This window comes from Streptomyces coeruleorubidus, assembly GCF_008705135.1.
Classification (GTDB): Bacteria; Actinomycetota; Actinomycetes; order Streptomycetales; family Streptomycetaceae; genus Streptomyces; species Streptomyces coeruleofuscus.
Genome location: NZ_CP023694.1, coordinates 261,245 through 285,361, shown reverse-complemented (window position 1 = coordinate 285,361; position 24,117 = coordinate 261,245). Strand labels below are relative to the sequence as shown.

Below are 24,117 nucleotides of genomic sequence, written 5' to 3'. Positions count from 1 at the left end.
CTCCTCTATCGTGCGTGTCCAGTCACTCACACTGGCCGCGGCCAGCGCCGCCCTGCTCGCCCCGACGACGCCCCCCGCCGGCACGCCCCAGCCCATCGCGTGGCGCGGGAACCCCGTCAGCGCCGCCGACCTGCTGGCCAAGGTGCGCAACTGCGTTCCGGTCTCCCGCGGCCGGTACCGCAGCGACAGCGGCGCACCCGCGAACATCCCGGTCTGCGGCACCCGCGACGCCGTGTTCTGGAAAGCCGACATGGACATCGACTGCGACGGCCGACCCGGGCCCCGCTGCAACCGCCGCACGGACCCGTACTTCTCCGACAGCACCGCCTACGCGCAGTCCGACGGCCGCCCCCTGAGCGCCGAACGCCTCCCCTTCATCGTCGTGCCCGCCCCGAGCCGCATCTGGGACTACCGGGAGCACGGCGTGGGCGGCGGTTCGGTCGTGGCCGTCGTCCACCGGAATCGTGTGCAGTACGCGGTCGTCGGCGACACGGGCCCGCAGGACATCATCGGAGAGGCCTCCTACGCGACCGCCAAGGCCCTCGGCATCCGCACCGACCCGCAGGGCGGCGGCACACCGTCCGGCGTCACCTACATCGTCTTCAAGGACGCCCGCGTGTCCCCCATCGAGGACCACGCGGCGGCCGTGACGACGGGGGAGCAGATGGCGAGGGAGTTCGTCGGTACCCCGTAAGCGATTTGACGGAGCGTCAGGGATAACCTGCCCGGTGGCGGGAGGGGCCGCCGGGCACGCCGTTCTCCGGCGCGCCCGGCCCCCGCCTCACACCTTCCGGTACGTGTACGCCTCCGCCGCGGCCGACTCCACCGCCGCCAGGTCGGCCCCGGTGGCCGCCGTGACCACCGCGGCCACGGCTCCCTCCACGAACGGAGCGTCCACCAGCCGCGTGTGCTCCGGGAGTTCGTCGCCCTCCGCGAGCAGCGCCTTCACGGTCAGCACCGCACTGCCCAGATCGGTCAGCACGGCGACGCCGGCGCCCCGGTCGACGGACGCGGCCGCCGCGGCGATCAGTTCGGCGCTGGTGCCGAGCCCGCCGCCCTCGGTGCCGCCCGCCGGGGCGACGGGCACCGCCGGGCCGCCGCCCGCGAGCCCCTTCGCCAGCTCGGCGACCGACGCGGCCACCTCCGCGCTGTGCGACACCAGCACGATTCCCACGAGCCGCTCGTCACTCACCGGCGGCCTCCGCGAGTCCGGCGACGAGCAGTGCCGCCGACGTGGCGCCCGGGTCCTGGTGCCCGATGCTGCGCTCGCCGAGATAGCTGGCCCGGCCCTTGCGCGCCTGCAACGGCGTCGTCGCCACGGCGCCCTCCTCCGCGGCGGTCCGGGCCGCCGCGAACGAGTCGCCCAGCGCGTCCACCGCGGGCACCAGCGCGTCGATCATGGTCTTGTCGCCCGGGGCCGCACCGCCGAGGGTCATGACAGCGTCCACCCCGGCCCGCAGCGCCTCGGCCAGCTGCTCCGCACTGACCTCGGCGGCATCCCCGAGCGCCTTGCCGGTACGGCGCAGCAGCGTCCCGTACAGCGGCCCCGAGGCGCCGCCGACCGTCGAGATCAGCTGGCGCCCGGCCAGGGTCAGGACCCCGCCGGGCGTGCCGGGAGCCTCCTTCTCCAGGGCCGCCGTCACGGCCGTGAACCCTCGATGGAGGTTGCTGCCGTGGTCCGCGTCCCCGATGGGGGAGTCGAGGGCGGTGAGCCGTTCCGCCTCGCGGTCCACGGACGCGGCGGTCACCGTCATCCAACGGCGGAAGAAATCGGCGTCGAGCACTGGGTCTCCTTGCCTGGTAGGTACGTGGTGATCCTCTACCCCTTCCGCGTCACACGCCCCAGCGCAGACCCGGCGTCTTCACCGGCGCGTCCCACAGCCGCAGCATCTCCTCGTCGACCTGGCACAGGGTGAGGGAGGCGCCCGCCATGTCCAGGGAGGTGACGTAGTTGCCCACGAGAACGCGGGCGACGGGGACGCCTCGGGCGGCGAGCACCCGGTGCACCTCGGCGTTGAAGCCGTACAGCTCTAGCAGGGGCGTCGCGCCCATGCCGTTGACGAGGACCAGCACCGGATTGCGCGGCTTCAGGTCCTCCACCACCGCCTCGACGGCGGCCTCGGCGATCTCGCCGGACGTCATCATCGCCCGCCGCTCCCGGCCGGGTTCGCCGTGGATGCCGATGCCCAACTCCAGCTCGCCGGGGGGCAGATCGAAGGTGGGGCTGCCCTTGGCCGGTGTGCTGCACGCGCTCAGCGCGACACCGAAACTGCGGGAGTTCTCGTTGACCTGCCGGGCGATGGCCTCCACCCGCTCCAGCGGCATGCCCTCGTCGGCGGCGGCACCCGCGATCTTCTCCACGAACAGGGTCGCGCCGGTACCGCGCCGCCCCGCCGTGTAAAGACTGTCGGTCACCGCCACGTCGTCGTTGACCAGCACCTTCGCGACCTGGATGCCCTCGTCCTCGGCCAGCTCGGCGGCCATGTCGAAGTTGAGCACGTCACCGGTGTAGTTCTTCACGATGAACAGCACCCCGGCCCCGCTGTCCACGGCGGCGGCCGCGCGCAGCATCTGGTCGGGCACCGGGGAGGTGAACACCTCGCCGGGACAGGCCGCCGACAGCATGCCGGGCCCTACGAACCCCCCGTGCAGCGGCTCGTGCCCCGAACCACCGCCCGAGACCAGCCCCACTTTCCCGGCCACGGGAGCGTCCCGCCGCACGATCACCCGGTTCTCCACGTCCACGGTCAGCTCCGGGTGGGCAGCCGCCAGACCGCGCAGCGCGTCCGCGACCACGGTCTCCGGGACGTTGATCAGCATCTTCACGGGTACCTCCTGGTGAGACTGGTACGTGCGCCTCCGGCCTTCATCCTCGCAGCCCGGCTCAGGCTTGACCAGTTGTCGATCTTGGCGTTTCCCGGCCGTCGACAGCGGGTCGTGGCGCTACTGATGCCGACTCGACGCCGGCCTCGCCGACGGATCGTCAGGTTCCCGATGCACCGGACCGCCTTGACGTCTTCTCGATGGGCCCCGGTGTGCGGACCCCCATGAACACTGCCGGGAACCGGCAATGCGCGGCCCGGGCCGGATCGTGCAGCATGGCGCGCGGGGGCATCGCCGCGGTCTGAGGGCGGGGTGTCAGGGCCTGTTCGCCGGACGGCCCACGAGGAACGCGACGAGCGCGCCGGCCAGCGCTGCCCATGCCAAGGCCACCGGCCCGGCCTGTGACCAGCCCGTCACCGCGACGGCCACGGCCGCCACGAGCCCGGCGGCCAGGGCAGGCCCGCTCGTCGCGCTCGCCCACTGCCGACGGACGCTGCCCGGCCGGCGCAGCTCGCCGATCGCGGCCCTGATCATCAGCGCGGCGACCACGACGACCACGGGCAGCAGCGACCCGGCGCCGTTCATGAGCCGGCGCGGGCCATGTCGGCCGTCGCCCGTGACGCCGGCGAAACCAGGGCCGGTCCGCTGGTAGATGTCGGGGCTCCGGTCGGCGTCGTCATCGCGTGTCTCCTCTTCCCCGCCGGTCAGCGGGGCAACAGTGAAACCGATCCCGGCGAGCACCGCCAGGCCCAGCACCACCCTCAACGGCTCCAGTCCGGCAAGTCTGTGACGTCTGCCTGGGGTAAGGATCTTCGCGTTGTGGGTAAAACGGACGCAAAAGACCCTTCCGGGGCCGTACCGCTGAGAGGGGGCGCGCGATGGATCCCTGGCTGATCTGGTTGATCATCGCGGGCGTATTGGCCGTGGCGGAGATCTTCACCCTGACCGCTGCGCTGGGGATGCTGAGTGCGGCCGCGTTGGTCACGGCGGGTTCCGCCGCGGTCGGACTGCCCTTGCCTTTCCAGTTCCTGGTCTTCACCGCCGTGGCAACAGTCACCCTGCTGTTCCTGCGTCCCGTCGCGCTGCGCCACGTGCTCAAGCCCCAAGCGGCACGGTTCGGCGTGGACGCCCTGGTCGGCAAGGGTGCCTATGTCGTCTCGGAGGTGACGGGCCTGGGCGGCAGGGTTCGTATCGACGGTGAGGAGTGGACGGCCCGCGCCTTGGACGAGACGCTGGTGATTCCCGCCGGAAAGACCGTCGACGTCATAGAGATCAGTGGCGCCACCGCCATCGTCTACCCACGGGACTGATGACCATGGAAGCCTCGGCGTTCTTGATTGCCGGCCTGATCGTCGCGCTGTTCGCGGTTTTCACCGTGGTGCGGGCGGTCCGTATCGTTCCCCAGGCCCGTGCTCGTAATGTCGAGCGACTCGGCCGCTACCACCGGACCCTGAATCCCGGCCTCAGTCTCGTCATTCCGTACATCGACCGGGTTCATCCGGTGATCGACCTCCGGGAACAGGTCGTTTCCTTCAAACCGCAGCCGGTCATCACCGAGGACAATCTGGTCGTCGAGATCGACACCGTCCTCTATTTCCAGGTCACCGATCCGCGAGCGGCCTTCTACGAGATCGCGAATTTCCTTCAGGCGGTCGAGCAGCTGACCGTCACCACGTTGCGCAATGTCGTGGGATCCATGGACCTGGAGAAGACGCTCACTTCGCGCGACACCATCAACAGCCAGCTCCGCGGCGTCCTGGACGAGGCCACCGGCAAGTGGGGGCTGAGGGTCAACCGGGTGGAGATCAAGGCCATCGACCCTCCGCAGTCCATCAAGGACGCGATGCAGAAGCAGATGCGAGCCGAGCGGGACAAGCGAGCCGCGATCCTCGGGGCCGAAGGGCAGCGTCAGTCGCAGATCCTCACCGCCGAAGGCGACAAGCAGGCCGCCGTTCTGCGCGCGGAGGGCAACCGCACTGCCGCGATCCTCCAGGCGGAGGGCCAGTCCCGGGCCATCGACGAGGTGTTCCAGGCAGTGCACCGCAACGACCCCGACCCCAAGCTGCTCGCCTGGCAGTACCTCCAGACGCTGCCCCAACTGGCGCAGGGCGCGGGCAGCACGTTCTGGGTGATCCCCAGTGAGGTCACCTCCGCACTCCAGGGGGTGTCCCGCGCCTTCAGCGAGGCACTGCCCCCGTCGCCGGCCACCCGTGAGAAGCCCACGGACGACATGGATGCCCAGGCCGCCGACGACACGGCGCAGGCAGCGCAGGCCGCTGCCGCGGCCCTCGCCGACGCTGCCAAGGCCGATCGCACCAGCCCCGGAGCTCTCCCCTCCCAGCCCCCTGGCTGACAGCAGTCGGGGGTGTGACCGAAGGGGCAGGGGCCGCCCAGGGGCCACGACCACGGCCCCGGCCGGTCAGGGAATCACGCCATGCTGCTTTCCGTGCTGATCAGGTCGGTGACGGCCCGTATGCCGCCTTCGGCGAGAGCGGCGCGCTGTCTGTCCGCCCCGGTCCCGTTCTGGAGAAGCCGGTGGACCAGGGCCGTCACCTGCCGGGTCGCGCCGGACGCGTCCAGTGCCGGTGCGACGTGCCGCAGGAGCTGGTAGAGCACGTCGCCGGCCCGCCGCGGCCGGCCGCTCGGGCAGATCAAGGTGTCGCTCAGCCCGTGCCGGGCGGCATGCCACAGAGCCACCTGGAGAAGCTCCGGCGCGCAGTCGGGCACCGGCGCCCCGGCGGCCGTTTCCGTGATGGCCGTGTCCACGAGCGCGTGGGTCATGCCCGCGAGCATGACCGCGTCGTCCGCGCGCAGTTGAACGTCCAGGCACCGCACCTCGACGGTGGGGTACCGGGCCGACAGACGGGCCTGCCAGTACAACTGCCCGGTGTCCGAGATCACGTCGGTCTCCAGCAGTCGCGTCACGCGCCGGTCGTAGTCGTCCACGTCACGGAAGAACGGGGGCGCACCGCTGACCGGCCAGCGGCCGAAGATCACGGTGCGCCAGCTGGCGAAGCCGGTGTCGTGGCCGTCCCAGAGCGGGGAGTTCGCCGACATGGCCGTCAGGGTCGGCAGCCAGACCCGGAGCCGATTCAGCACTTGAACGCCCGTCTCGCGGCTGGGCACGGCCACGTGCACGTGCATGCCGTTGACCAGCTGCTCCGCCACCAGTTGGGGCGCCTGCGTGAGCATGGCCCGGTAACGGGCCTGGTCGGTGACGGCCACCGGGTGACGATGGCGCAGCGGAGGCGTCCCGCAGGCGGCGATCCGGCAGCCGTGCGCTTCGGCCGCCGCTCCGATGGCGTGCCGCAGCCGCAGCAGATGTCCCCCCGCCTCCTCCAATGTGCCGCACACCGGCGTGGCCACCTCGACCTGCGCCTGGAGCAGCTCGCACTGCACTTCCTGGTCGGCCACGAGATGCGCCAGACCCGCCGCGGCGCGCACCTTGTCGGCCAGCGGTACCGGCAGCCCGGTAACCGGGTCGAGGAGCAGGTACTCCTCTTCAACACCGATCGTCGTCATCGGTCACCCTCTGTTCTGCCCCGTCACCGGGACCGGATCGCGCGGCGTGGGCCGGACGCGTCGGCTGGACGCTCGCGCGTGCCCCGAGTGCCGCGGCCACGGCAGGACAAACCATGGCATAAAGCAATACTGCGGTGACACGGCCGTGCCGGGTACTCGGTCCGTCGCGGAGGCGGGCAGAAGGGCGCCCGGCTCGGGCAGAACGTGAGGAGGCACGGGATGGGACTGCGCGATCACGTGGTGGTGGTGACCGGAGCGTCCAGCGGGATCGGACGGGCCACGGCGGAGGCGTTCGCGCGCAAGGGCTCCGCCGTGGTGCTGGCCGCGCGCCGCGAAGAGGCGCTGGAGGCGGCGGCCCACGCGTGTGCGAAGCACCGCGGGGCACGGACACTGGTCGTGCCGACCGACATGACGGACGCCAAGGCGGTCGAGGACCTGGCGCGGCGTGCCGTGCAGGAGTTCGGCCGCATCGACGTCTGGGTCAACAACGCGGCCGTCAACGCCTTCGGCCGCTTCGAGGACGTACCGCTGGAGGACTTCCGCAAGGTCCTGGACGTCAACGTCATGGGCTACGTGCACGGGGCCCGGGCGGCTCTGCGGGTGATGCGGGAGCAGGGCACGGGCACGTTGATCAACATCGCGTCCATCGTGGGTGCCGTGGCGCAGCCGTACAGCCACCCGTACGGCATGTCCAAGCACGCGGTCCGCGGGCTCGGCTCCAGCCTTCGGCAGCAGCTCCGGGTGGAGGGTGTGAAGGGCATCGAGGTGTGCACGGTGCTGCCCGCGACCATCGACACGCCGCATTTCCAGCAGGCGGCCAACTACACCGGGCGCAAGGTCGTGGCCATGCCTCCCGTCTACAGCCCCGAGCGCGTCGCCCGGGCCGTCGTACGACTCGTCCGCCGGCCGCGTCGCGAAGTGGTGGTCGGCCCCGCGGGCCGCGCACTGGTCCGCCAGTCCCGGATGGCACCCGGGCTCGCGGAGCGGGCCATGGCACGCCAGACGGACAAGACCCACCTGTCCCACGACGAGGAGGCCCCGGCCACACACGGAACGCTGCACGTACCGGCCGAGGGGGAGGGGGCGGTGCACGGCGGCTGGGGCGGCCGGCGGCGCACCGCGCTGCGCAGGACGGCCGTCGCCGCAGCGCTGGTGGGAGCGGCCGTGGCCGCCGGGCGCCGGGCGACGCACGGCCCGGCGGGCGCCTGACGGCATGGCGGGCGCCTTACGGGTCGGCGCGGGGGCGCCGAGTACGGGCCCCCGCGCCTGTCGTGGCCGGGCGGTACGCCCTGGGGCGCCCGTCCTCAGCCGTGGCTTCCCAGGCGGGCCCTGGTCGTCTCCATGATTGCCGTCCTCGCCAAGCCGTATGTCCGGGCCGCGAGCAGGACCGTCGTGCCGGACGGAATCGGTTCTACCGCGTCACGGCCGCGGGTTCGTGCGCTGCCACCGGGGACGTGCGTCCTGGCCGCGGCGACCGGCGACCGAGGCGCACCGCGGGCACTGGCGCCGGACGCGGTCCGCCGCACCGCCGGACTCCGGGAAGGTGTCCTGCCAGGTGACGTGCGGGAAGCGGACCAGCCGGGAGCGGCTGAGGGACAGGCCGCAGACGGTCTGGTTCAGCCCCGGTTCCCAGGCGTGCACCTCGCCGGACGGCAGGCGGCGCCGGCCTTCCTCCTCGTCGGTCCACTGCCCGGACGCCGCGACGGCGTACTGCTTGACGCGTGCCATGGCAGGCGGTCCCGGATCAGCCGGCCGGGTGGTCGACGCGCAGCCGCACCTGCTCCTCCAGGCGCTGGAGGCTGGTGTCCAGGGCGTCGCGGACCATCGTCTCGCCGGGGTCGTGGCTGTCGTCGAAGAAGGACAGGTGCACCGTCACCTCACTGGCTCCGCCGCCGATCCCGGCGACCTGGAGCCAGCCCGTGTAGCTGCCCTGGTCGCGGGTGCCCCATTCGAGCCGCATCTGGTCGCGCTGGGCACGCAGCAGGGCGGAGGTGTCCTCGTCCGTGCGGTCCTCGTGCACGGTGACCGCGGGCAGCTCCTCGGCCTCGACGTGCAGGGCCTCCGGCAGCCAGGTGTCCAACTGACCGATGTTCGCGGCCTGGTCGAAGACCTGCTCGGGCTGTGCGGGCATCGTGCGGGAACGTTCGTACTCGGTCATCGCGGCACCGGCCTCGCTTCGGGTTGGTTCAGCGCACCGCGTTCCCGGCCTGCCCGGCCGTAATCCTCCGGACCCGTTTGCCGTCGGTGCCGGTGGGGACCCGGCTGACCATGAGCGCAACGCCACGTCGTCGGCCGATCGGGCAGAACCGGGTCCTGTGGCTGCTGGACCGCCTGGAGCGGGAGCCTCGGGCCGACGCGGTGATCGACTTGCTCCGCAGGGGTGTGCGGGCCCTGCCGCTGGGGCGCGGCCGGGATCTGCTGCACGGCAGGTGGCTGGGGCATCCGGTGCATCCGCTGATGGTGCAGGTGCCGATCGGCAGCTGGCTGTCGGCGGCCGTCCTGGACCTGCGGCCCGGCCGCTCCCGCGAGTCGGCGATGCTGGTCGGCGTCGGTCTGGCCGCCGCCGCGCCCACGGCCCTGGCGGGCTGGGTCGACTGGGCGGACCTGCACCGTCAGCAGCAGCGCGTCGGTCTGGCGCACGCGCTGAGCAACCTCACGGCCGTCGGTCTGTACGCCGCCTCGCTCACCTGCCGGGTCAAGGGACGCGAAGCGGCGGGCCGGGCGTACGGCTATCTGGGGCTGACGGCGGTCGGAGCCGGCGGCATGCTGGGCGGTCACCTGGCCTACCGGCAGGCGTCCGGCGCCAACCACGCCGAAGAGGTACCGCACGTCGTCACGGAGGGCTGGCACCGGATCGGCACCGTGGGCGAGTTTCCGGCCGGTCAGCCGGTGCGGCGCAGCGTGGACGACGTGCCGGTGCTGGTGGTACGCGAACCCGGCGGAGCGATCCACGCGCTGGCCGAGCGGTGCAGCCACCTCGCGGGACCGCTCTCCGAGGGAACCGTCGCCGACGGATGCGTCCGGTGCCCGTGGCACGGCAGCGTCTTCCGCCTCGCCGACGGCTGGAACGTACGCGGCCCGGCCACCGCCCCTCAGCCCGCCTTCGAAACCCGGATCACCGACGGCCATGTCGAGGTACGCCTGCGCCACGAGGACGAGGGAGATCATGAGGAGAACGACCGGGAGCTGGTCGGACAGGGGAGCGGAAAGCGACCAGGTGCCGCCCGTGGACACGGCGACAGTGACTGACAGCCGCCTCGCACGGCGGCTCCAGGGGCTCCTCCAGCGCACCCGGCGGACGTATGGGGCAGGGCACGAACGGCCGTTGGGCGGCTATCTCGCGGCAATGGCCGGCTTCACGGCGTACACGGCGGCCTGGACGACGGCGGTACGGCGCCACGGACGCCCGCTGCCCGAGCGGCCCGAGCCGTGGGACGTGGTGCTGACCTCGGTGGCCACGTTCCGGCTCAGCCGGCTGCTGAGCAAGGCATCGGTGACCAGCCCGCTGCGGGCTCCCTTCACGAGGTACGTCGGACCGCAGGGCCCCGCCGAACTGCACGAGGAGGCGCGCCCCGAGCACGGCAAGCACACCGTCGGCGAACTCGCGACCTGTCCGTTCTGCATGAGCGTCTGGGTCGCCACGACCCTGACCGCCGGCCAGTTCCTGTGGCCCCGCCCGACCCGCATCGCCATGGGCACGCTCACGGCCCTGGCCGGCGCGGACGCGCTGCAACTGGGGTACAGCGCACTGGTGACCAGGACGACGGGCGACTGACGTCGCCGGGTTTTTGCAGAGCCTGCATTTTTGCGTACCATGCAACCATGACGGAGGGGAACCCGGCCGGCGTCGGGCTGCGTGAGCGCAAGAAGCGGGCGACCCGGGCCGCCCTGGTGGCGGCCGCGGTGCGTCTGGCGGCGGAGCACGGGGCGGAGAACGTCACCGTCGACGCGATCAGCGAGGCAGCCGGGGTGTCCGCGCGGACGTTCTTCAACTACTTCGACTCCCGTGACGACGTCTTCGTCATGATCGGTGCGGACGCGAGTGCGAGGGTCCGGCACGCCGTACGGGCGGCGCCCACCGAGATGTCCCCGCTGGAGGCCCTGCGCGACGCCATGGCGGCCGAGCTGGCGGAAATCGAGCAGCAGCAGGACCTGTGGCGCCTGCACTCCGAGGTGCTGCGCCGCTCACCGCACCTGCTCGCCCGCAGTCTCGGCGCCCACATGGCCGATGAACTCGCCCTGGCCGAAGCGCTCGCCGAGCGCGTCGGCGCCGGCTCACCGCTCTTCTCCGAGGACCGCGCGGGGCCCGGGTCGCCGGACGACGAACCAAGGAGGCGGGCGCTGGGCCTGTATCCGCGTCTGCTCGCCGCTGTCGGCATCGCGGCCGTCCGGGTCGCCGTCGAGCACTGGTGCGTCCGGCAGGACGAACTCGCCTTCGTGGACGTCTTCCGGGAGACGTTCGAGCATCTCGCAGCGGGGCTTCCGGCCCCGTCACCGGCGGGACCGACCGGTCCGGCCGGCCGGTAGGCAGCCGCCGCTCATCGCTCCGGGACCCAGGTCCGTCCCGGCCCATTCTCCAAGAGCCCCAGGTTTTCGGACCGTTCGCGCGCCCACGGTCGTGTGCCGCGCGAATCGCCCGCCATCAACACCGTGAAAGAGACGATGTGAATTCTTCAGCGGCGCCCGTAGAGGCGTCACCGTCCTCCATGTCCAACCGGCAGATACTCCAGGCGATGTCGGGGCTGATGGCGGGCATGTTCGTCGCCATCCTGGCCGGCACCGTGGTGTCCAACGCGCTGCCCCGGATCATCGCCGACCTCGGGGCCAGCCAGTCCTCCTACACCTGGGTCGTCACCGCCGAGCTGCTGGCCATGACGGCGACCGTGCCGCTGTGGGGCAAGCTGTCCGACCTCTACAACAAGAAGCTGCTGCTCCAGCTCTCGCTGGGCCTGTTCGTCGTCGGCTCGCTGCTGGCGGGCTTCTCCCACGACGTGGAGCTGCTCATCTTCAGCCGTGTGGCCCAGGGCATCGGTGCCGGTGGTCTCACGGCACTGGCGCAGGTCGTGATGGCGGCGATCATCCCGCCGCGCAGGCTGGGCAAGTACGCGGGAATCTTCGGCGCCGTGTTCGCCGTGGGCACCGTGGCCGGACCGCTGATCGGCGGCGTCCTGGTGGACACCTCGTGGCTCGGCTGGCGCTGGTGCTTCTTCATCGGAGTGCCCTTCGCCCTGCTCGCCATCGCCCTGCTCCAGCGCACGCTGCACCTGCCCACCGTCCGCCGCGAGGCGAAGATCGACTACCTGGGCGCCTTCCTGATCGTCGCGGGTGTCTGCGCGCTGCTGATCTGGGTCACCCTCGCCGGGAACGAGTTCGACTGGGCGTCGTGGCAGACCGCCGCGCTGACCGGCGGGGGAGCGGTGCTGCTGGTCCTCGCGGTCCTCGTCGAGGCGAAGGTCGCCGAGCCGGTCATTCCGCTCGGCATCTTCCGCAACCGCACCGTGGCACTGACCACCGTCGCCAGCCTCCTCGTCGGTGTGGCCATGTTCGGCGGCACGGTCTTCCTGTCGCAGTACTTCCAGGTCTCCCTCGGCAAGTCCCCGACGATCGCGGGCCTGATGAGCCTGCCCATGATCCTGGGCCTGCTGGTCTCCTCCACCGTCGCGGGGCAGATCATCAGCGCGACCGGCCGGTGGAAGGTGTACCTCGTCGTGGGCGCCGTCACGATGACCGTCGGTCTCGGGCTGCTCTCCACGATCGGGACGGACACCCACTTCGGTCTCCTCAGCGTCTACATGGCGGTCATGGGCATCGGTGTCGGCATGTTGATGCAGAACCTGGTGCTGGCCGCGCAGAACGACGTGCCTGCGGCCGAACTGGGCGCCGCCACCTCGGTGTTGTCCTTCTTCCGCAGCATGGGCGGCACCATCGGGACCAGCGTGCTCGGCGCGATCCTGGCCAACCGTGTCACCTCCGAGATGACCAAGAGCCTGAAGGACGCGGGCGGTGCCGTCGAGGGCGGAGGCCAGGCCGGGCACGGGGGAGTGCCCGACATGACCGCCCTGCCGGCGCCGATGCGGGAGATCGTGGAGCACGCCTACGGGATCGCGACCGCCGAACTCTTCCTCGTCGCCACCCCGTTCGCGGCGCTCGCGCTGATCGCCGTGCTGTTCATCAAGGAGAAGCCGCTGAAGCACACCAGCGGCATGGAGCGGCTCACCGAAGAGTCGGCGGACGCCGGCCGGAAGGTCGCGGGCGGCTCCCTCCCGCGCGTCGACGCGGACGCCTGACGAGAGCCAGGGCCGCCGGCAGGGGCACGAGTTCCCTTCCGGCGGCCCTGTCGCGACTCAGGCCACGGCGGGGTGTAGTGGGAGGCGTCGTCGCCTTCGAGGACGTGGCTGGGGGTGCCGTCGATCCCGGTGGGGACGTCGCCGGCGACGGTCACCCGGTGCAGCAGGCGGGGCAGGTCGCCGTAGTCGTCGGGGGCGTAGTGCTGGGTGATGCGGTTGTCGAAGAGGACGAGGTCGCCCGGCGTCCAGGCCACGCGCGCGATGTTCTCGGGGCGGGTGACGTACGACTGGAAGATGCGCAGCAGGTCACGGGAGTCGGACGGGCCGAGGCCGACGATGCTCTGGGCGAAGCCGCCGATGAACAGGCCTCGCTCGCCGGTCTCGGGGTGGACGCGGACGACCGGGTGGACGGTGCGGTACTTGCGCGAGACGAACCGCTTTCGGTACTCGGCCGCCTTTTCGCTCTTCGGGGCGGCGTAGTCGTAGGCGTTGGTGTGTACGGCCCAGAGTTTGTCGGCCAGCTCGCGCAGCGGCTCGGGCAGATCCCGGTAGGCGGCGGCCGAGTTGGCGATGAGGGTGTTGCCGCCGTAGGGCGGGACCACGATGCTGCGCAGCGTGGACGCCTTCGGGGGCGTTCGGACGAACGTGACGTCGGTGTGCCACACGTTGGAGCGGATGCCCTCGTCGCCGTCGACAGGCAGGATCTGCGGCTGCCCGTCCACGGAGGGGACGGTGGGGTGGGCGGTGGTGAGTTCGCCGAAGAGGGAGGCGAAGCGGAGCTGGCCCGCGTCGTCGAGCTGCTGATCGCGGAAGACGAGCGCTTTGTGTTCCAGAAGCGCGGAGTTGATTTCGGAGACGAGGGCGGGTTCGAGGTCGCCGGAGAGATCCACACCGTGGATCTCGGCGCCGATGCGGCCGCCGATCCTGCGGATGTCGAAGCCGGTGCTGGTGGTCATGTGCGGGGTCCTTTCAGTGCTGCCGACTCACTCCGGAAACGTCTGCGGGGAATTCAGTCGACTACGAGGACGCAGTGCCTGGCACACGGAACAGCCGTGGTGGTCGCCTGCGGAAGAGAGCGGGGAGAACAGCGTTCTCCGAATTGCTCACAGGAATGACAATCACAGCGCGAATCCGCCGGGTCAACGCCGATCGGGAGGGCGACATGAGAGTGAAGCGCGCTGTTCACAATCGCCGCCGGGTCGGCCCGTCGATGGTCAGACGGGGAGTACGAACGGAGGGTGGGTGCCGTTGAGAAAGTCGTCCCCGACCGCCGCTTTAGCCGGGCGGCGGACCACCGCGTACGCCGTGGGCCAGTCCGCTTCGCCGAGCGCGGCCGGTACGAGAAGCGTCAGCAGTCCCGACTCCCGCAGCCGTGACACCTCGCCAGTGCACCCATGTGAACAACCGTGCGCGCTGGTGACGCCGGATGCGGTCACGACCTGACCGCATGCCGTGCCACGGTGATCCGGCAAGCCGCCCGGACCTCTCGAACCGCGGGTCGGCACACGACTCGAAGGCCGAGGTGCTCCGTTGACCGTTCTCGATGCCCGGGCGCTCAACCGCGCGACTCTCGCGCGGCAGTTGCTCCTCGACCGCGCCGACCTGCCGGTGCTCGACGCCGTCGCCCACCTGTGCGGTCTCCAGGCGCAGGAACCGCAGGAACCGTTCATCGGGCTCTGGTCCCGGCTGCGGGCGTTCGAACCGACGGCGCTGTCGGAACTGCTGACCGGGCGGCGTGTGGTTCGGACCCATCTCATGCGCCGCACCGTCCACCTCGTCACCGCCGACGACCTTGTGGCCTGGCGGGCCCGCCATGACGCGATGCTGCGCCAGCGGGTGCTCGGGACGTACCGCCGCGAGCTGGAGGGGGTGGACCTGGGTGAACTCGCGGCGGCGGGGCGGGAGGTCATGGCCGACGGTGAACCCCGCTCGATGGGCGACCTCGCGCGCGGTCGCCGACCGCTGGCCGGCGGCGGGGCACCGGCCACTGGGCGAGATGCTGGTCGCCGGACTGCTCCCCATGGTGCAGCTGCCCCCGCGCGGGCTGTGGCGCACGACGGCGGGAGTGCGCTACGCCCTGGTCTCCTCCTGGCTGGGGCGCGAGATAGACCCGCCGGTCCCGGGCGACTCCGACCCCGTGGGGCAGACGCTGGTACGGCGTTACCTGGCCGCGTTCGGACCCGCCGCCTCGGCCGACCTGCGCGCCTGGTGCGGTCTGGCGGGACTGCCGGCCGCGGTCTCCGCCCTGCGCGAGGAACTCGTCGCCTTCCGCGACGAGCGCGGCCGTGAACTGCTGGACCTCCCCGACGCGCCGCGCCCCGACCCCGACACCCCCGCGCCGGTGCGGTTCCTGCCGGCGTTCGACAACGCGATCCTCGGCTACCACGACCGCGGCCGGATCATCGACGACGCCCACCGCGGGCTGTCGGTCGAAGGCGCCCGCGTCGTCCTGCTCGACGGCCGGGTCGCGGCGACCTGGACCGTCGAGGCGGACACCGTCCTGGTCACCCCGTTGCGCCGCTTCTCCCGGGCCGACCGCGGCTCCGTCGCCGAGGAAGGGCGGGCGCTGGCGTCCTTTCTGTCCGGTGACGAGAGCGACCGGGTGCGGATCTCCGCGTCCTCGGGCTGAGCCATACGCCGACAAGAGCGCGGTTCAGGCGCACACTGGAAGGGTGCTGCCGGTGCTCACGAGGGGGTGTCGGCCGATGGAGATGTCAGAGCGTGTGACCGTGCGGTGGTGGCGGTGGCGCCACAACGCGCTCAAACGGCGTATCGACGTCGTCGAAGCCTGGGTCGTGCTCGCCGGCTGGGTGTTCGCCCTGCTCGGCGGTGTGGGCGCGGGGCTGATGGCGGCGGGCGCCGTCGAGCGGGCCGTCGAACGGCAGCGGGCCGAGTCCCGTCAGGTCTCGGCGGTCACCGTCGAGGACGCGCCGGGCCCGTCACCGGCCCGCGCGGCGAGCGACCACCGGGTGTGGGCCGAGGTGCGGTGGGCCGAGCCGGACGGCTCGACGCACACGGACGATGCGCGGGTGCCGCCCAGGACTCCCGCCCGGAGCACGATCCCTGTGTGGGTGAACAGGAGCGGTGACATCACGACCCCACCGGTGTCCGAGGGCGAGGCCTGGCTGCACACGACCATGGGCGGCGGGCTGGCAGGAGCCCTCGCGGGCGGGGTGGTGCTGGGCGCCGCCTGGCTGACACGACTGACCCTGGACCGCCGGCGCATGGCGCAGTGGGACGCGGAATGGGAACGGATCGACACGCGGCGCGGCTGGAAGACGGGCTGACCTGGCCGTATGCCCGACGGCTTGCCGGGTGTGCCGTGCGCGGGGCCTCTTCCGCACAGCCGGTAGGGGCGCGCGGCCGTATGCCGCCGGCTGGCGGGCCTTTCGCGCCGTGGCATCGGCATGGCGAGCATGGAGCCGAGCCGTGCGCCGTCGGCTGGTGGGGTCTGCCGCGCGCCGCGCTTCCGCACAGAGGGCTGGGGGCCGCCGCGGGATCCGCGCCGGGCTCCGCAGGGCGCGGGCACGGCAGTGTGGCCGTACGCCGTCAGGCCACCGGGTCTGCCGTGTGCCGCACTTCAGGAGGCAGCGGGGGCTGAACTGCCGGGATAGCCCCAGCCGGCGCCCCGGCCCGGCTGGGGCCGGTCGGTCAGGTGCGGCCGACGATGTCCTGGTCGTCGATGGTCTCGTGGGCGCCCGGTGGAGCGGGTGTCGTGCTTCCGCGGGACGTGGCGTTCCGCCGGCGCAGTCGCCCGGTCAGGGCGGTGGCCACGGGCTCGGTGTAGCGGGCGGTCAGGGGGCCGAGGAGGACCAGGATGAGGACGTAGGCCGTGGCCAGGGGGCCGAGGGAGGGCTCGATGCCGGCCGTGACGGCGAGTCCGGCGATGACGATGGAGAACTCGCCGCGGGCCACGAGCGTGCCGCCGGCGCGCCAGCGGCCCTTGGGCCCGATCCCGGCGCGGCGCGCGGCCCAGTAGCCGGTGGCGATCTTCGTCGCGGTGGTGACGGCCGCCAGGGCGAGGGCGGGCAGGAGTACGGGCGGGATGCTGGCGGGGTCGGTGTGCAGGCCGAAGAAGACGAAGAACACCGCGGCGAACAGGTCACGCAGCGGTGCGAGCAGGCTCGTCGCGCCCTCGGCGACCTCACCGGACAGCGCGATGCCCACGAGGAAGGCGCCCACGGCCGCGGACACCTGGAGTTGCTGGGCGAGCCCGGCGACCACCAGGGTCACGCCGAGCACCACCAGCAGCAGCTTCTCGGGGTCGTCGCTGGAGACGAAGCGGGAGACGTGGCGGCCGTAGCGCACCGCGAGAACGAGCACGAGCGTGGCCACGCCCAGGGCGATGGCCAGCGTGACCGCGCCCGCTGCCAGGCCCACCCCGGCCAGCAGGGCCGTGACGATCGGCAGGTAGACCGCCATGGAGAGGTCCTCGAGGACCAGGATGCTCAGGATGGCCGGGGTCTCGCGGTTGCCGAGCCGCCCCAGCTCGCCCAGGACCTTGGCGATGACGCCGGAGGAGGAGACCCAGGTGACGCCCGCCAGCACGACGGCGGCGACCGGTCCCCAGCCGAGCAGCAGCGCGAGTACCGCACCGGGCAGGGCGTTGAGGACGGCGTCGACGACCCCGGCCGGATAGTGGGTCTTGAGGTTGGAGACGAGGTCCGTGGCCGTGTACTCGAGGCCCAGCATGAGCAGCAGCAGGATGACGCCGATCTCGGCACCGATGGCGACGAAGTCCTCGCTGGCGACCAGCGGCAGCAGTCCGCCCTCGCCGAAGGCGAGCCCGGCCAGCAGGTAGAGGGGGATCGGCGAGAAGCTGAAGCGCCCGGCGAGGCGGCCGAGCAGCCCGAGCCCGAGGATGAGGCAGCCGAACTCGATCAGGAAGACCGCTGAGGAGTGCACGGCGGGTCACTCCCGCCCGAGTATCGCGGCGGCCGCCTCCACGCCCTCGCGGGTCCCGATGACGATGAGCGTGTCACCGCCGGCGAGCCGGAAGTCCGGCGCGGGGGAGGGTATCGCCTCGGCCCGGCGCAGCACCGCGACGATGGACGCGCCGGTGTCGGTGCGGATCCGGGACTCGCCCAGCAGCCGGCCGTTCCAGTGCGAGGAGCCGGACAGTTCGATCCGCTCGGCGACGAGCCCCAGGTTGGTGGTGGACAGCAGGTTCGGCGTGTGGTGCGCGGGCATCAGCGCGTCGATCAGCGTCGCCGCCTCCTCCGCCGTCAGACGCACCGACAGGTCGCAGGCGTCCGGGTCGTCCCTGCGGTAGGCGCTGATCGTCCGGTGGCCGTCGCGGTGGGCGACCACGGACAGCCGGCTGCTGTCCCGGGTCGTCAGGTCGTAGCGGACACCGATGCCGGGCAACGGCGTACTGCTGAGGCGTGGCGCGCTCATGTCTGTCCCCCTTCCGTCGGCGTGCGTGTTCCTGAGACTCGCCTGCGGGGGCCGCGCCCGGACGAGCGCCCAGATCCGGCCTGGTGGGCTCATCCTAGGCGGCCGGGCGGGACCGTACCCGTCGTGTGTGCTACCTGGACGGCACCGGGACAGCGGATCCGGACGGGAAGGGAGTGGCCGTGGACTGCCTCGCGGTCGCCCCCTCCACCTGCCGCACGGTGCCCGTCCCCGGCCGGGTGCCCGCGCCCGCGCCGGCGGACAACTGGGACCAGGCTCCCACCGCGAGAGCCACGGCGGCGGCGGTGGCGACGACACGTCCCACGCGCCGGACCCTGGCACGGCGGTCCAGGTCGCGCCAGGCCACGCGGACCCGCAGGTCCTCCGGCTGCCACAGGTCACCGACGGTGTGCGGGGGTTGGAGCCGCCGTCCCGCCGCCCGCTCCCTCGCGGAAGGCTCCCTGGGGGCGGAGGCGCGTATGGCGTGCTCGCTGTCCGTGAGGAACCTCAGCCACACGTCGTCCGGGACCGGGGGAGTGCCGTCCGGCTCGTCGGGAGTCCCCCGCCTGCCGCCCGGTCCTTCGGTGGTCACGTCCCGTCATCTCCTCTCCGGCCATCGGCCTGGTCACTGCGCAAGCCGAGATCAGTATGCCGCCCGGTGCACGAGGCAGCCCCTCCACGGGGGCTCGCGCAGCACCTCCGAGAGGTCGTGCGTCCGGCAGGCGGCCACGGCTACGGCACCCCGAGTTCGAAGAGCACGTAGCCCGCGTACGACCCGGAGGCCAGCGCGGCCGTGCCCAGGACGGCGGCGAGGGACGGCCAGTTGAGCCGGCGCATGGCCAGGGCGAGCGGGATGAACAACGGGAAGAGCGGGAGCAGGTAGCGCGAGACGTTGCCGAAGTACTGCTGTGTCGTCATCACCATGAGGTACGAGAGGAGCGTGTAGACGACGAGCACGGCGGGCGGTCTCAGACGCAGCAGCAGCACGGTCAGCACGGGCACCATCAGCACCACGCAGACACCGATGACGTCCAGGAAGGGCATCGCGAAGAGGTAGTCGAAGTGCCCGACCGGGATGGACGTCAGCACGTTGAACGAGTGGACTCCCCAGTCGAACTTGTGGGCCCAGGCGCCGTCCTGGAGCTTGGAGTAGCCGTTGATGTCGCCCATGCGGTAGTTGACCCAGGCGAGGTAGCAGAACAGGCCCAGCGGGGCAATCACCACGGCGGCCAGCGGACGCCGGATCCTGTCCGCAAGCCGCACTCCGTCCGCCGGCCGGCGCAGGGACAGCAGCGCGGCGACGGCGAGGGCGGCGACCAGCGTGACGGCGGTGGGCCGGCAGAGCCCGGCCGCGCAGGTCAGCAGCCCGGCGGTGAGCCAGCGGCGGGACATGACGGCATGGCAGGTCCATGCGGCGAGGGCCGTGTAGAGGGACTCCGAGTAGCCCGACCACTCCGTGCCCGAACCGGGCCACACGGCCCACAGCCCGGCCGCGACCAGCCCGGCCCGGTGACCGCCGAGCTGTTTCGTCACGGCGTAGATGCCGAGCGCGGCGACGAACGACGCGATGACGGAGACCGTCATGCCGGCGCCGTACAGGCCGAGTCCGGTGCACTCGGAGACCAGCCGCATCAGCGTCGGGTACAGCGGGAAGAACGCCGCCGAGTTGCCCTCCAGGGTGATCAGGCCCGTCGCCCCGGGGACCGGTTCCAGGGCCGGGTCGTATCCGTGCCGGGCGATCTGCTGGTACCACCAGCCGTCCCAGCTGGCCAGGACGTCCCAGGCATGCTCGCCGCCGCCGAATCGCGGGTTCTTCTTCCGGAAGTCGCCCGCGGAGTCCAGCAGGTACATGAAGACGGCGAAGCCGGCCAGCTTCAGCACGCCGTACGTCAGCAGCACGGGTCCGTAGCGCACGGCGGCCCCGCGCAGCCGCGGGCCGAACTCCCGCCGTCCGCGGGGAACTTCGGGGGAGCCGAGGCCGGAGGGCGGTCGACGCAGCTCGACGGTGCTCATGAGGATCCTGTCGTACGGCGAGGGGAGCGGGCGTCGTGGCGGGCGGGGAAGACCCAGGCCCGGAAGAGGAGGAAGCGCAGCAGCGTCGCGGCCAGGTTGGCGGCGACGAGCGTCACGAGTTCGAGCCGGTGGCCGGCCTCGGGGACCGCGTGGTGGAGGGCGGCCAGTGAACCGCTGGTGAGTGCCAGCCCGACCAGGAAGGCCGCGAGCCCCTTGAGGTGGTGACGCAGCGCGCCGCCACGGCCCCGCACCCCGAAGGTGAGCCGCCGGTTCGCGGCGGTGTTGGCGACCGCGCTGGCCAGCAGGGCGAGCGCGTTGGCGGCCTGCGCTCCCGTGAGCGGCCGGAGCGCGGTGTAGAGCAGGAGGTAGCACAGGGTGCTGGCGATCCCGACGGCGGCGAAGCGCACCACCTGCCGGGCCAGGCCCGCCGGCAGCTCCCCGGCGAGGTCGCCGCCGCTGCGGCGCAGCGCGGACAGCGGCAGCCGGCCGCAGGCCAGGGCCCGGCCGAGCCTGGCCATGCCGCGCAGGTCGGCCAGCGCCGTGGACAGGATGTGCACCCGGCTGTCCGGGTCGTCCACCCAGTCCACCGGCACCTCGTGGATCCGCAGTCCCGCCCGCTCGGCGATGACCAGCAACTCGGTGTCGAAGAACCACTCGCGGTCCTCCACCAGCGGCAGCAGCCGCTCGGCGACGTCCCGCCGCACCGCCTTGAAGCCGCACTGCGCGTCGGAGAAACCCACGGCGAGCGTGGAACGCAGCAGACCGTTGTAGCAGCGGGAGATGATCTCCCGCTTCGGCCCGCGCACCACCCGCGAACCGCGCGCCAGCCGGGTGCCGATGGCGATGTCCGAGTGGCCGGAGATCAGCGGCGCGACCAGGGGCAGCAGCGCCGCGAGGTCCGTGGACAGGTCCACGTCGAGATACGCCAGCACCGGGGCGCCCGAGCGTGACCAGGCAGCGTGCAGCGCACGGCCGCGCCCCTTCTCGGCCAGCCGGAGCCAGTCCGTGCCGGGCAGCTCCGAGGCCAGCCGGGCCGCGATGCACGGGGTCCGGTCGGTGCTGGCGTTGTCGGCGATGGTGATCCGGAAGGGGTAGGGAAAGGTCTCGGTGAGGTGCGCGTGCAGGCGCCGGACGCAGGGCTCCAGGTCGTTCTCCTCGTTGAACACGGGGACGACGACGTCGAGGACGGGGTCCGGGTGGTGCGCGGGCAGCGGGGCCCGGCGCGGCAGGGCGGACAGCTCGGTTGTCGGGCGGTCGACCAGGGCCGGCCGCCGTGCGGTTCTCATGGCTGCTTCACGGTCTCTTTCTGGCGCCGGACGTACGCGAGCGCCGGTTCCGGGCATGCCGAAGGCGCCCGTGGCGGTGGTGCGGTGACGGGGTGGCGGGGCGTTGACGCCCCTGACGGAAGGGCCGCGGTCAGGCGGCCGCCCCCGACGGGTAGGGCCGCTCAGGCGGCCGCCACCCCTGACGTATGGCCGCTCAGGCGGCTACTCGGTGGCCGATGCGGAAGGCTCCTGCGTCTCCTCCAGTGGGGACGGCGGAGCCGTCGTGGGCGTCGGGGAAGGGGGCGGCGTGGGAGGTGCCGACGTGGTCCGGCTCTCGGAGGCCGTGGCGGTCGGCGTGGGGCTGATCGTCGTGCTCGGGCCCCCGGGCGGCGTGCTGCCGCCGGTCGTGGTCGCCGGCGCGGACGACTCCGGCCGGGTCGGAGTCGTGCTGGGATCCGGGGAGTCGGATGTGGGCTCGCTGTCCTGCGAGGGGGTCGAGCTCGTCGCGGGCTGAGGCCGGTGATCGGCGGGCTGGGCCCGGGTGAGCATGTTCGGCAGCAGGGCGAGCCCGACGCTGAGCCCGGCCACCGCCACGGCGGAGCCGCCCGCCTTCCACAGCAGCCGCGACCGGCGGCGGGAGCGGATGCCCGCGTGCAGCCGCTGCCGGTGTTCGGGCTCGTAGGGGGTGTGCTGCTGGGTGTCGCGCAGCAGCCGCGACAGGTCCCGCTCGAAGTCGTCCATCGCTTCTCCCTTCACCCCACAGGCCTGACGGCGTCGGACAGGATCTGGCGGAGCCGTGCGACTCCGCGTGACGCGTGGGACCGTGCCGTGCCCACCGGGCAGCCCAGCGCCTGGGCGACCTGGGCCTCGGGCAGGTCCTCGTAGTAGCGCAGCACCACCGCGGCCCGCTGCTTGGCGGACAGCAGGGCCAACGCGGCCTCCAGCCGCGAGCGTTCCGCCACGGTGGACGACACGTCCCCCGGATCGGCCCGGTCGGGCAGTTGCTCCACCGGGCGCTCACCCCACCAGCGCCGCTTCGCCGAGCGCGCCGCCATCCGCACCAGCACCGTGCGGACGTACGCCTCCGGAGCCTGCTCGGCGACCTTCGGCCAGGCGAACCACAGCTTCACCAGCGCTTCCTGCACCAGGTCCTCGGCCCGCTGCCGGTCGCCGCCCGTCAGCAGCCGCGCGACATGGAGCAGCGCCGACCAACGGGCGGCCACGAACTCGTCGAAGCCGTCCGCCCGAACCTGCTCCATCCCCACCGTCCCGCGTCTCAGTGACCCCCTACACCCCTGGAAAGACGCTGGGCCCCACATCACGCTGCACTTACCGGCTGTGATCCACCTCACTCCGAGTAGTGCGAGCGTGGGCGCGCGTGCCGGGCGTGCGTGCCGGGTCCGCCGGGCGCGTACGTGAAAAGGGCCCGTGCACAGGCACGGGCCCTTCTGAACGGCGGTGACGCCTACGTGCGGTCGCCCTTCGGCTTGCCCCGCTGGTCGGGGGTGCCGTGCGGCGGCGGGCTGAACGGCTGCGGGGACGTGGCGGGCGACACCGGAGAGCCTCCGTGCCCCTCGCCCGACTCGGGACGCAGGGCACCCGGGTCACCGGACGTCGGCTCCGCGCCCTCGCGCAGCTGCTCGAGACGGGACCCCAGCAGCTCGGTCACCGGCAGCCGGTCGGCGTGCGACCGCTCGTACGCCAGCAGTTCCTCCACCTCGTCCGCGGACAGCGACCGCACCCGGCTCTCCAGGCCGCCGATCGGCAGGTGGTCGTAGTCCGGCAGCGGCAGGGTGTTGCGGGCGGGATCGGCCATGGTTCTCACTTCCCTGTGTACGGCGTGTACGACGTGCACGTATGACGGTTCACGTACGACGTGGGGTACGGAGCGGAGTGCCGCGGGGAGCGGGGATCAGCGGCCGCCCGGGCCGCCGCTGCCGAACGAGCCGCTGCTGCCCTCGTTCCAGCGGGGACGCTCCTGGGTCGCGCTCCTGCGGTCGCTCTGGTTGCCGTGTGCCTTCAGCTCGTGCGGCGTCAGGCGACCCTGGCCCCGGGGCACCTCGTCGGGCTCCCTTCGCTCCCTCGTCTCCCGGACGGGACCCCCGTCGGGCAGCCTGGGCTGCTCTTCGGGCCGCGGCGGGCGCCGGTGCTTGTGCCGGAGGCCCAGGATGAAGGCACCCAGCAGCAGGGCCACGACCGCCAGACCCGTCACGACGAACCCGAAGCCGGGGGCGTCCCCGCCCGCGGCCATCTCCATCCATGCGGTATTCATGGCTCGCGAGTACCCCTGGTCGTCTCCATGAACCTGCTCACCCCGACCGTGCGGCCCGGGTCTTCGACCGGTTCTCCTTGCGGACGGCGTCCAGCAGCTCCGCCTTCGACATCCGCGACCGCCCCTCGACACCCAGCCGCTTGGCGAGGTCGTACAGGTGCTCCTTCGAGGCCCGCTCGTCGACGCCCTCGCCGCTGCGTCCGCCCTGCTGCCGCGGCCGGGCCGACCGCGGGTCCGACGGGGCCTTGCGGCCGCCCTCCTTGCGCTCCCAGTGGTCGCCGACCTTCTCATGGGTGTGCTTCAGTGCCCCGAAGGCCACGCGGTGCGCGCGCTCGCCCTCGCCGTACTGTTCCACGGCCGAGTCGTGGGCCTTGATCCAGGTGCGCTGTGCCTCCTCGGCGGAGCGCTCCAGGGTCGACGGAAGTTCCTCTCGCCCGGGCATGTGACTCACCTCCGTGCGTCGTCGTTCCCGGCCCTGCCGGGTGCCCGGCAGGCGGAGCCGAAAAACCGTACGGAACCCTTGGCGGCACCGGGTTTGACC

26 protein-coding genes and 2 pseudogenes are annotated in these 24,117 nt (G+C 72.4%); 10 read left to right on the top strand and 18 right to left on the bottom strand.

What is annotated here, in order from left to right; translation table 11 throughout:
- Positions 1–10 precede the first annotated feature (10 nt).
- Positions 11–694 carry a glycoside hydrolase family 75 protein gene (locus CP976_RS01410; protein ID WP_150478616.1) on the top strand — a complete coding sequence of 228 codons (684 nt, stop codon included), beginning with the start codon at positions 11–13 and terminating at the stop codon, positions 692–694.
- 87 nt (positions 695–781) lie between these two features.
- On the opposite strand, the gene CP976_RS01405 is transcribed toward CP976_RS01410, so the two are convergent.
- From CP976_RS01405 to CP976_RS43475, 4 genes are all read right to left on the bottom strand, one after another.
- Positions 782–1,192 (bottom strand): PTS-dependent dihydroxyacetone kinase phosphotransferase subunit DhaM, encoded by a 411-nt coding sequence (locus CP976_RS01405; protein ID WP_150478615.1) that lies wholly within the window; start codon positions 1,190–1,192, stop codon positions 782–784.
- On the bottom strand, positions 1,185–1,784 hold the full coding sequence (dhaL, locus tag CP976_RS01400) for a dihydroxyacetone kinase subunit DhaL (RefSeq protein ID WP_150478614.1): 600 nt from the start codon (positions 1,782–1,784) through the stop codon (positions 1,185–1,187). The genes CP976_RS01405 and dhaL overlap by 8 nt, the downstream gene beginning before the upstream one ends.
- Before the next feature lie 49 nt (positions 1,785–1,833).
- Positions 1,834–2,826: a dihydroxyacetone kinase subunit DhaK gene (dhaK, locus tag CP976_RS01395; protein WP_086844816.1), complete on the bottom strand. Its 993-nt coding sequence runs from the start codon at positions 2,824–2,826 to the stop codon at positions 1,834–1,836.
- A 312-nt stretch (positions 2,827–3,138) separates the two neighbouring features.
- Positions 3,139–3,582, bottom strand: coding sequence for a hypothetical protein (locus CP976_RS43475; RefSeq protein WP_229875907.1), 444 nt, complete (start codon positions 3,580–3,582; stop codon positions 3,139–3,141).
- 119 nt (positions 3,583–3,701) lie between these two features.
- On the opposite strand from CP976_RS43475, the gene CP976_RS01385 reads away from it, so the two are divergent.
- Together CP976_RS01385 and CP976_RS01380 are read left to right on the top strand one after the other, a co-directional pair.
- Entirely contained in the window at positions 3,702–4,133 is a 432-nt protein-coding gene (locus CP976_RS01385; protein WP_150478613.1) for an NfeD family protein, read from the top strand.
- A gap of 5 nt (positions 4,134–4,138) precedes the next feature.
- Positions 4,139–5,176, top strand: a complete 1,038-nt coding sequence (locus CP976_RS01380) for an SPFH domain-containing protein (protein WP_167537525.1) — start codon at positions 4,139–4,141, stop codon at positions 5,174–5,176.
- 74 nt (positions 5,177–5,250) lie between these two features.
- Here CP976_RS01380 and CP976_RS01375 read toward each other — a convergent pair whose 3' ends face one another.
- Entirely contained in the window at positions 5,251–6,345 is a 1,095-nt protein-coding gene (locus CP976_RS01375) for a glutamate--cysteine ligase (protein WP_150478611.1), read from the bottom strand.
- A 219-nt stretch (positions 6,346–6,564) separates the two neighbouring features.
- Here CP976_RS01375 and CP976_RS01370 point away from each other — a divergent pair, with 219 nt between their 5' ends.
- Complete coding sequence (locus CP976_RS01370; RefSeq protein ID WP_150478610.1) at positions 6,565–7,554, top strand: SDR family oxidoreductase; 990 nt, start codon at positions 6,565–6,567, stop codon at positions 7,552–7,554.
- Between the two features lie 210 nt (positions 7,555–7,764).
- On the opposite strand, the gene CP976_RS01365 is transcribed toward CP976_RS01370, so the two are convergent.
- Both CP976_RS01365 and CP976_RS01360 read right to left on the bottom strand, forming a co-directional pair.
- Positions 7,765–8,073, bottom strand: coding sequence for a hypothetical protein (locus CP976_RS01365; protein ID WP_150478609.1), 309 nt, complete (start codon positions 8,071–8,073; stop codon positions 7,765–7,767).
- A 16-nt stretch (positions 8,074–8,089) separates the two neighbouring features.
- On the bottom strand, positions 8,090–8,503 hold the full coding sequence (locus CP976_RS01360; RefSeq protein ID WP_150478608.1) for an SRPBCC family protein: 414 nt from the start codon (positions 8,501–8,503) through the stop codon (positions 8,090–8,092).
- Between the two features lie 110 nt (positions 8,504–8,613).
- Between CP976_RS01360 and CP976_RS01355 the strand changes: the two genes are divergently transcribed.
- The 4 genes from CP976_RS01355 (at position 8,614) to CP976_RS01340 (ending at position 12,632) form a co-directional block, all read left to right on the top strand.
- The gene (locus tag CP976_RS01355; RefSeq protein WP_190146954.1) at positions 8,614–9,594 is read left to right on the top strand and encodes a Rieske (2Fe-2S) protein; all 981 of its coding nucleotides are present in this window, start codon (positions 8,614–8,616) and stop codon (positions 9,592–9,594) included.
- 76 nt (positions 9,595–9,670) lie between these two features.
- Positions 9,671–10,120, top strand: coding sequence for a DUF1360 domain-containing protein (locus tag CP976_RS01350; RefSeq protein ID WP_373304888.1), 450 nt, complete (start codon positions 9,671–9,673; stop codon positions 10,118–10,120).
- A gap of 47 nt (positions 10,121–10,167) precedes the next feature.
- A complete protein-coding gene (locus CP976_RS01345; RefSeq protein ID WP_150478606.1) occupies positions 10,168–10,872 on the top strand; it encodes a TetR/AcrR family transcriptional regulator in 705 nt (234 codons plus the stop codon).
- A gap of 179 nt (positions 10,873–11,051) precedes the next feature.
- Entirely contained in the window at positions 11,052–12,632 is a 1,581-nt protein-coding gene (locus tag CP976_RS01340; protein WP_190146956.1) for an MDR family MFS transporter, read from the top strand.
- A gap of 68 nt (positions 12,633–12,700) precedes the next feature.
- On the opposite strand, the pseudogene CP976_RS01335 reads toward CP976_RS01340, so the two are convergent.
- Positions 12,701–13,588, bottom strand: a pseudogene (locus CP976_RS01335) (TauD/TfdA dioxygenase family protein); the annotation flags it as partial.
- Between the two features lie 652 nt (positions 13,589–14,240).
- Between CP976_RS01335 and CP976_RS01330 the strand changes: the two are divergent.
- Both CP976_RS01330 and CP976_RS01325 read left to right on the top strand, forming a co-directional pair.
- Positions 14,241–15,261: pseudogene (locus CP976_RS01330) on the top strand (winged helix DNA-binding domain-containing protein).
- A gap of 76 nt (positions 15,262–15,337) precedes the next feature.
- Complete coding sequence (locus tag CP976_RS01325) at positions 15,338–15,919, top strand: Rv1733c family protein (protein WP_167537253.1); 582 nt, start codon at positions 15,338–15,340, stop codon at positions 15,917–15,919.
- Positions 15,920–16,283: 364 nt separating this feature from the next.
- On the opposite strand, the gene CP976_RS01320 is transcribed toward CP976_RS01325, so the two are convergent.
- The 10 genes from CP976_RS01320 to CP976_RS01275 form a co-directional block, all read right to left on the bottom strand.
- Positions 16,284–17,537 carry a cation:proton antiporter gene (locus tag CP976_RS01320; protein ID WP_150478604.1) on the bottom strand — a complete coding sequence of 418 codons (1,254 nt, stop codon included), beginning with the start codon at positions 17,535–17,537 and terminating at the stop codon, positions 16,284–16,286.
- Positions 17,538–17,543: 6 nt separating this feature from the next.
- Positions 17,544–18,029 carry a cation:proton antiporter regulatory subunit gene (locus CP976_RS01315; RefSeq protein WP_150478603.1) on the bottom strand — a complete coding sequence of 162 codons (486 nt, stop codon included), beginning with the start codon at positions 18,027–18,029 and terminating at the stop codon, positions 17,544–17,546.
- Between the two features lie 130 nt (positions 18,030–18,159).
- Positions 18,160–18,618, bottom strand: a complete 459-nt coding sequence (locus CP976_RS01310; protein ID WP_150478602.1) for a hypothetical protein — start codon at positions 18,616–18,618, stop codon at positions 18,160–18,162.
- 140 nt (positions 18,619–18,758) lie between these two features.
- Positions 18,759–20,039 (bottom strand): glycosyltransferase family 39 protein, encoded by a 1,281-nt coding sequence (locus tag CP976_RS01305; protein ID WP_150478601.1) that lies wholly within the window; start codon positions 20,037–20,039, stop codon positions 18,759–18,761.
- On the bottom strand, positions 20,036–21,325 hold the full coding sequence (locus CP976_RS01300) for a bifunctional glycosyltransferase family 2/GtrA family protein (RefSeq protein ID WP_150478600.1): 1,290 nt from the start codon (positions 21,323–21,325) through the stop codon (positions 20,036–20,038). The genes CP976_RS01305 and CP976_RS01300 overlap by 4 nt, the downstream gene beginning before the upstream one ends.
- A gap of 201 nt (positions 21,326–21,526) precedes the next feature.
- Positions 21,527–22,045 (bottom strand): RodZ family helix-turn-helix domain-containing protein, encoded by a 519-nt coding sequence (locus CP976_RS01295; RefSeq protein WP_150478599.1) that lies wholly within the window; start codon positions 22,043–22,045, stop codon positions 21,527–21,529.
- 11 nt (positions 22,046–22,056) lie between these two features.
- Positions 22,057–22,563, bottom strand: coding sequence for a SigE family RNA polymerase sigma factor (locus CP976_RS01290; protein WP_150478598.1), 507 nt, complete (start codon positions 22,561–22,563; stop codon positions 22,057–22,059).
- Positions 22,564–22,769: 206 nt separating this feature from the next.
- Complete coding sequence (locus CP976_RS01285) at positions 22,770–23,120, bottom strand: DUF8129 domain-containing protein (protein ID WP_010044117.1); 351 nt, start codon at positions 23,118–23,120, stop codon at positions 22,770–22,772.
- Between the two features lie 96 nt (positions 23,121–23,216).
- On the bottom strand, positions 23,217–23,576 hold the full coding sequence (locus tag CP976_RS01280) for a DUF6479 family protein (RefSeq protein ID WP_150478597.1): 360 nt from the start codon (positions 23,574–23,576) through the stop codon (positions 23,217–23,219).
- A gap of 37 nt (positions 23,577–23,613) precedes the next feature.
- Positions 23,614–24,018, bottom strand: a complete 405-nt coding sequence (locus tag CP976_RS01275) for a ChaB family protein (RefSeq protein WP_150478596.1) — start codon at positions 24,016–24,018, stop codon at positions 23,614–23,616.
- Positions 24,019–24,117 lie beyond the last annotated feature (99 nt).